Annotated in this window: 6 protein-coding genes; 3 read left to right on the top strand and 3 right to left on the bottom strand. The window is 41.3% G+C overall.

The genetic code is table 11. The features are described from left to right. Window positions 1-394: 394 nt before the first annotated feature. The gene (locus tag R2R71_RS13770) at window positions 395-997 is read right to left on the bottom strand and encodes an RNA polymerase sigma-70 factor (RefSeq protein ID WP_316831854.1); all 603 of its coding nucleotides are present in this window, start codon (window positions 995-997) and stop codon (window positions 395-397) included. A gap of 670 nt (window positions 998-1667) precedes the next feature. On the opposite strand from R2R71_RS13770, the gene R2R71_RS13765 reads away from it, so the two are divergent. Both R2R71_RS13765 and R2R71_RS13760 read left to right on the top strand, forming a co-directional pair. Continuing rightward, window positions 1668-1913, top strand: a complete 246-nt coding sequence (locus R2R71_RS13765; protein ID WP_316831860.1) for a helix-turn-helix transcriptional regulator — start codon at window positions 1668-1670, stop codon at window positions 1911-1913. 414 nt (window positions 1914-2327) lie between these two features. Next, window positions 2328-3269 (top strand): RteC domain-containing protein, encoded by a 942-nt coding sequence (locus R2R71_RS13760; RefSeq protein ID WP_316831853.1) that lies wholly within the window; start codon window positions 2328-2330, stop codon window positions 3267-3269. Between the two features lie 34 nt (window positions 3270-3303). Here R2R71_RS13760 and R2R71_RS13755 read toward each other — a convergent pair whose 3' ends face one another. After that, on the bottom strand, window positions 3304-4323 hold the full coding sequence (locus tag R2R71_RS13755; protein ID WP_316831852.1) for a toll/interleukin-1 receptor domain-containing protein: 1020 nt from the start codon (window positions 4321-4323) through the stop codon (window positions 3304-3306). Between the two features lie 62 nt (window positions 4324-4385). Beyond that, complete coding sequence (locus tag R2R71_RS13750) at window positions 4386-5549, bottom strand: patatin-like phospholipase family protein (protein ID WP_316831851.1); 1164 nt, start codon at window positions 5547-5549, stop codon at window positions 4386-4388. A 215-nt stretch (window positions 5550-5764) separates the two neighbouring features. Between R2R71_RS13750 and R2R71_RS13745 the strand changes: the two genes are divergently transcribed. Further along, window positions 5765-6274: a hypothetical protein gene (locus R2R71_RS13745; protein ID WP_316831850.1), complete on the top strand. Its 510-nt coding sequence runs from the start codon at window positions 5765-5767 to the stop codon at window positions 6272-6274. The last annotated feature ends 1 nt before the right edge of the window (window position 6275 follow it).

The following is a 6275-nucleotide window of genomic DNA, read 5'->3' as shown; positions in this document are numbered from 1 at the left end:
TTTACTAAGGGTATTGTGAGTGAGTAGGATAACTATTCGATGTGAAAATATTTGTGAATATATTAGTAAACAACTGTTTTACAGACGGATAAAATTATATCTTAAGTGAATTTATTTGTTTAGTTGGGTTGAATATTTAGGCCTAAAACGAGAGTTTCTGCTGGGATAAGTCGAATTTATTCGAGTAGGTAACTTATCTTGAAGAGCTGTGTGTGACGAGTGTCTCGGCTAATGTAATGGAGAAGCTAGGGAAGATTTCTTAAAGCAAATTATTGTTCCGAGTATTGGTAGTGGATTTGATTTTCTTGCGAAATTAATCTGTTTCGTGTTAGTTAGTTTATGAATTGGTTTCATAATTTATATGACTGTTCTTTTTGGGAAACTGTAGATGTGGCTAATCCTGAAGAAACAAAAATAATGCGGCAAGAGCGATTAGGTTACCATGGTTTTCTAGGTATTGGCGGATATGAGTACTTGCGCTAGAAATCTGGTTGTTGACGGTGCTCTTGGTTAGGCCCAGTTCGTTTGCAATTTCTTCGTGGCTCATGTGGGCTTTGCGGCTGAGTTCCCAGATTTTCTTTCGTTGAGGGGGAAGTTCATCAACCGCTTGCTGGATGAGTTTTTCGCTATCCTTAAAATCCACCATTTCCTCGAGTTCATTGTGGAAATCGGTGGAGTGGCTTTTTATTTTTTCCATTAGCTCACGGTTTTTGGAGATGTCCCTTAAATAACGAAATGCTTTGTACACGGCGATGCGTCGCAAATAGCCTGCGGGGGTTTCAACCGTTTTCATTTTTTCGCGTTCGTTCCAGAGCATGACCCAAACTTCCTGAATGATTTCTTCAGCCAGGTCTGGTAGCTTAACCATTTTGCTAATGAGGGAAGAAATTGGCTGGTTGTAATGATCATAAAGTTGCTTGAAGGCTCCCCTGTCTCCTTGCGTAAACTTTTGGAAGATATCCATTTCATTAGGTAGGTCTTTTCCCTGGAACTTCATACAAGAGGTGGTTTGGTCTATGCTTGATTAAATTTAATTATTTATTTGCTTCAAAACTAAAGTGATAGGCGATTTAATTCACAGTGCGTGTGAATTAATTGCTTGTTTTCAGTTGATAGAAATCAACTATTTAAGGAAACTATCTTGATATAAAGCGTTTTCGGTGAAATGTCTGGATGCTTATAATATTCTCAAATCCGTGAATACCTATTGAATTGTGAACTCAAAGGGTTAGTTTCAGGAATAGATAATAAGTTATTAAATACTTTCTTGGTTTGCTTTTGCAAGGATGCTCCTTTTTATATCTGGTTATATATGGAGTCTTTGGTTGGGTTTTTACATAAAGGCGTGGAACCTACCTACTGTCTTAGAGGCCCTAGGAGGCCTGGAAACGAATAAGCAGGCCCACGCATTTATGCATGAGCACTTTCACTTATCCTCTCGTTTCCAATTGAAATTTCCTAGGTTTCTAAGACGAGACTCTTAAGTGCGGATGCTTCAAATATCTTGAAGTACCGCAAAATTACTTTCTATTTCGTAATTATCGCTATTGTGCTAGAAATATTTGGATCAAGAAATTAAAAATTTCTGTAACCGAAATATTAAAAACAAAGCAAATGTACGACATGTCGTACATATATCAAAATTTTATATAAATATTTTTGGTGCGATGTCCACTAAAAACCCTAGAAACGAAAACTTGATTGCCCTTTTCGGAGCAAATGTTCGTCGCTATAGGCTTAAGTCCGGATGGAGTATCAATCAATTGGCACTAGAGTGTAATGTCGAATATGGTACAATAAGTACCGTTGAACGCGGACTTGTAAATTGTTCGTTGAGCACTGCGTTCGCAATTTCTCAGACCTTAAACATTTCACTCGATATCCTGACCACAGAAGTGGTTACCGAACAATAATTCGAATTTTAGTTGCTACTTTTTAAAAGGCTATAAGTTTCAGGCAAATCCTGATAGTCAACCCTCAAGTTTTTCATAACATTTTTACGCCATCTTTAAATTCACGAATACGAGAATTAAAAAATTGAAATCCAAGATGTTTTGTCAAATTTATCAGAAAACATACCCAAACAGGACAAAAAAACATTAAAAATGGTACGAAATGTGTAGTCGAATGGTACTTTTTATGTAGTACGTTTTTGGTTCTATTTAATCAATTTTGCCTTAGTTTTTGACTAGGGCTTTTTTATTTTCTGTTTTTTTCTTTTGGCCTTGGGATAATTTTTTATTGAAAGATGCTGGGTCGGACTTTTAGCTTTTTGGTTGTTGGTCTGGCTTGGATAAGGATATTTTCTAACCTAATATTTTTCTTTTATGCAAAAACATTATGAGAATCTTTTTTTGGCTTTTACTGGGGCGCTTTTAGAGTTGGATGGAAAGAGTGCGGATGTGCTGGAATCGTTTGGGAGCTCGATGGCGATATGCCAGGCTTATCTGCGGGATTTAAAGGTGCTGTTTGCGGCGCACGCGCCGCAGTCGGATAGTGATGAGGTGGCGTTTTTTAAATCGGTGAAGCCGCGGTTTTATGCGGAGCGGATGTACCGCTTTGAGCGGTATCAGTTGTGGGTGCAGCGGCCAGTGGGCACGGTTTCTATGGTGCGGAATTATCTCGAGGGGGAGCTTTTAGTGCTGAACCGTTTTTTTGAGGGTTACCGGTTTGAGTATTTGTATTATAAATCGAGGGCTAGCGAGTTTGATGGGGTTTATTTTGTGCGTGGGGCTGGGAAGCATGGTATAATGGGGCTAGAGGTGGATGCGGATCCGGAATATGCTACGGGTATGGATTACGTATTTGCAAAGTTTATGGCTTTGGAAAGGCTGCGTGAGGAGATTTTGGCTGAACTGACTGCACTGGCGCCTCCCCTGCCTTCCGCAGGCGTTGGCCTTATTGCTGGTGGTGTGGCTGATGTTGGTGAGCAGGTTAATTTCGGTGGTGCCACTGTTGTTAAAAAACGATTTGACTGGACAGGTGAAGTCATTAATCTAGTGGAATTGGGTTATGCGATTTGGTTGACTGGGCAACTGAATGATGGTAAGGCAGGCATGCAGGATATTTTTAGATGGCTGGAGGAGAGTTTTGGGGTGGAGATTGGGATTCCGGCGAATCGGTTTAGGGAGATTAGGCGGCGTAAGCGGTTAAGCCGGACGCATTTTATGGAGTTTTGTCAATCAAGGTTGATTGAGTATATGGATGAAGATGATGTGTTTAGGCCTGGAGGAAAGCCTAATAAGCGTAAGGCGCTGGGATTGGGCTAATTTTTGCTGAATGTTGATGGGGCGACTGTGGGTTTTAGGACATGCGATTTTGAATAGCTTGACGTATTCCTTGAATAACGTCTAACCACGCCTCATCAATATTTGCCCAGGTGGAAATGGCTTTGCTGGCAGTGGGTAAGGCTTGAAGATGCGCAAATGGGGCATTTAACCAATCTGAAGGGCGGATAATAATGGGGATTATCATAACTTCATCTATAGCATGCCGTTGCAAAGCAACTTGCATTTCCAGGTTATAACAGTAGCTGGAGTGCAAAAAATCAGCTGAAACCAGGAGGATGAAGATGTCGCATGCGGATAAGTTTATATCGATGGCTTCGGCCCAATCCTCACCAGGACTTATGCTACGGTCATGCCATACGCTTATAATGCCTTGATTTTTCAATGGTGATAGATGTGTTTCGAGCTGATTAAGGTAAAGGCTATCTTGATGTGCGTAGCTGATGAAGACGGAAAGCCTACTTTGGATGTTTTTTCTGTTCTGGTCCTGGTGTTCCAACTTACCTGACCGGTATTCCTCTAGGCGAGAGGGACGCCCTTTGTGTATGCCGATTGCGCCAATTTGGACGCAGGAAGCAAGGGACAATATTGCAGCGATTAGTTCTTCAATGGCATTTTTATCTTTCCTTCTTTTTATGTTAGGTGCAGTTAAATAACCAAGCAAGACTTCCCACCTTGGCAATGTCTCGTCAACGACATCAAACAATTTCGAGAGCACTTGCTGGGGTGCGTCGGTTTGGCTGATTAGAATCAATTTGATATCTAAATCCATCAGGTGAATGAATTCTGCAATTTTTAATGAACCATAATCTCGAAGGGTTAAGGGTAAAATGATGATTTGGTATTGCTCCTTGATGATCAGTTCAATAAAATCCTCGATTGCAGGTACCGCTTGTCTTGGGATGAATGTTATCTCAAACTTGTTGTCCAGATCAGCGGGATAGAGCGCGTTCCACAATATCCAATCAAGGTCCTTGTCTTTCTCGATGCGACAAATACGCTGCTTTTGGTTATTGATGTCTTGATCAAAAGGCATTCTTTATGATTGGTATTTTAAGTCCATTTCTTAAATAAAGCTCATCAGCTGAGCAGTATAAATTAATTTTCTTCGAGAAAATGACGGAAATGAGGGCTCACCTTCACTTGGTTTTTGGCCACGGCGGCCCCAACTTTTTTCAAATCCTGCAAATACTCGACTGAATCCATCTTACGGACATTTTCACTCAAAATATCCGCTAGGCCTAAATCCTCTAATCCCCCTTGACTGAGGTCCGCATTGTAACGTAGGTAACTAAAATGGCGATTGGCATCGCTGATGGCATCTAAGATGTTTCCATCCTCATCCATTGGAACCATATCTTCTAGTTCTCGGTCGATTGCCGCACCAAAGATGCACCGCCCGACCGTGCGGCAGTTGATGTCTTGGTCAACTTGAATGGTATACATGAGGTTTTCTGGAAGTGAACTAAGGGTATCCAGCAAATTACTATAGGCTCCTGGGCTTGGTGCTGAGCCAGTACCTACTGAAACGATCAATAGATTTTTCTCTCCGGTCTTCCAATTGAGGTTATAAGCCTTCTGGGTGGCCATCCGGTACAGTAGAAATGCAGGGTTATTGTAAGGGGTGACCCCGCCATCCACAAAAACAAAAGTCTTTTCAGGGTCTTTGGGATCCCATTGCAAAGTTTCGGGTTTGAAATAGGCCGGCGCCGCTGTACTGGCCCTGATAAGTTGATAAAGCGGGATCTTTAAATTGCAGTCTGAAAGTGAGGGTTGGTTGAATCTTGCATCAGGATTGTTGGATATTGGCCAGGGGGAATCGGTACTCCGGTTCATGGTGACGATCATGAGTAAAGTTTTGAACTGACCATTTTGCAAATCGATGGTACCCTCTCCAAATACCTTTTTTAATTCTTTAAGCAATGGGCCGTCATTGTAAAAATGTTTGATCCGCTTCAACAAAAAAGACTTGTCAAACATGGCATTGCCTTTTTGTTCGTAGAATTCTTGCAGTTCTTTAACAGAAAGGCCAATACTGAGGCCGGCGGCAATGATCGCGCCCGTGCTTGTACCGCCTATATAATCGAAATAATCACATAGCCGAAAATCATCGCCACGCTTCAATTCTGTCTTGAGCTGATTTTCTATTTCTAATAAAATTTCTAATGATAGTACCCCACGGATGCCGCCTCCGTCAAGTGATAATATTTTACGCTGTTTTTCTGTTTGGTAGCGAACGGCCAAAGGACCCCATTTTGACATAAGAGATTAATTTTTTAAATAAATATACTAAATTTCTAAGCTTACTCAGCAAAATCTTAACGGTACAGCATCAATGTTTTGCGAAATTGTCTGGGCTCTGGCTGAATTTAGGCGTTTATTAGATCGGTAAGCTTTTAGGGGTATCAAATGGACCGAATTTTGTATCTGAGATTGTGCAAGAGCTTATGAAAACAAATATCCTATTTTCTGGACATATGGTAGACGCTCCAGACCGTGAAAAGCCAAGATTTCCGGTTTGGAAAGCAGATGAGGTTTACTTTAAATTGGAAAGTATTGTTAGTGAAATAAAGTCGGCAAATCCAGACTGCGCTGGAATTTCCTCTGGTGCGGCTGGTGGTGATATTTTGTTTCAGGAAATTTGTATTCATTTAGGAATATCCTCAAAGGTTTATTTACCGATGCCAGCTGATGAATTTATAAAGGGTTCGGTAGCCTTCGCTGGCAGAAATTGGATAGAGCGCTTCAGGCATATCTTGAAGAGCAGACCTTCCGAAGTAGTCCAACCAACCAAAGATTCGACTACAGCAAACCCTTATAGCAGGACAAACGAATGGATGTTACAGGAGGCTATTTCAAGTATCCCTTCTCGCGTGCTACTTGTTGTCTTATGGGACGGGAAGGATGGTGATGGCGAAGGCGGTGCATCTGAGATGGTTCAATTATGTCGAGCCAAAGGTGTGGAGGTTATTCAAGTTCAGCCTTAAC

The organism is Pedobacter aquatilis, from assembly GCF_032678405.1.
Taxonomy (GTDB): domain Bacteria; phylum Bacteroidota; class Bacteroidia; order Sphingobacteriales; family Sphingobacteriaceae; genus Pedobacter; species Pedobacter aquatilis_A.
The sequence above is the reverse complement of the archived record's forward strand: the minus strand, read 5'-3'. Positions and strand labels throughout refer to the sequence as shown.

Excerpts from the sequence above, each read along its gene's own strand:
- R2R71_RS13760 (WP_316831853.1), top strand. The coding sequence starts at position 2,328 with ATGCAAAAACATTATGAGAATCTTTTTTTGGCTTTTACTGGGGCGCTT.
- R2R71_RS13755 (WP_316831852.1), bottom strand. The coding sequence starts at position 4,323 with ATGCCTTTTGATCAAGACATCAATAACCAAAAGCAGCGTATTTGTCGC.
- R2R71_RS13750 (WP_316831851.1), bottom strand. The coding sequence starts at position 5,549 with ATGTCAAAATGGGGTCCTTTGGCCGTTCGCTACCAAACAGAAAAACAG.
- R2R71_RS13745 (WP_316831850.1), top strand. The coding sequence starts at position 5,765 with ATGGTAGACGCTCCAGACCGTGAAAAGCCAAGATTTCCGGTTTGGAAA.
- R2R71_RS13765 (WP_316831860.1), top strand. The coding sequence starts at position 1,668 with ATGTCCACTAAAAACCCTAGAAACGAAAACTTGATTGCCCTTTTCGGA.
- R2R71_RS13770 (WP_316831854.1), bottom strand. The coding sequence starts at position 997 with ATGAAGTTCCAGGGAAAAGACCTACCTAATGAAATGGATATCTTCCAA.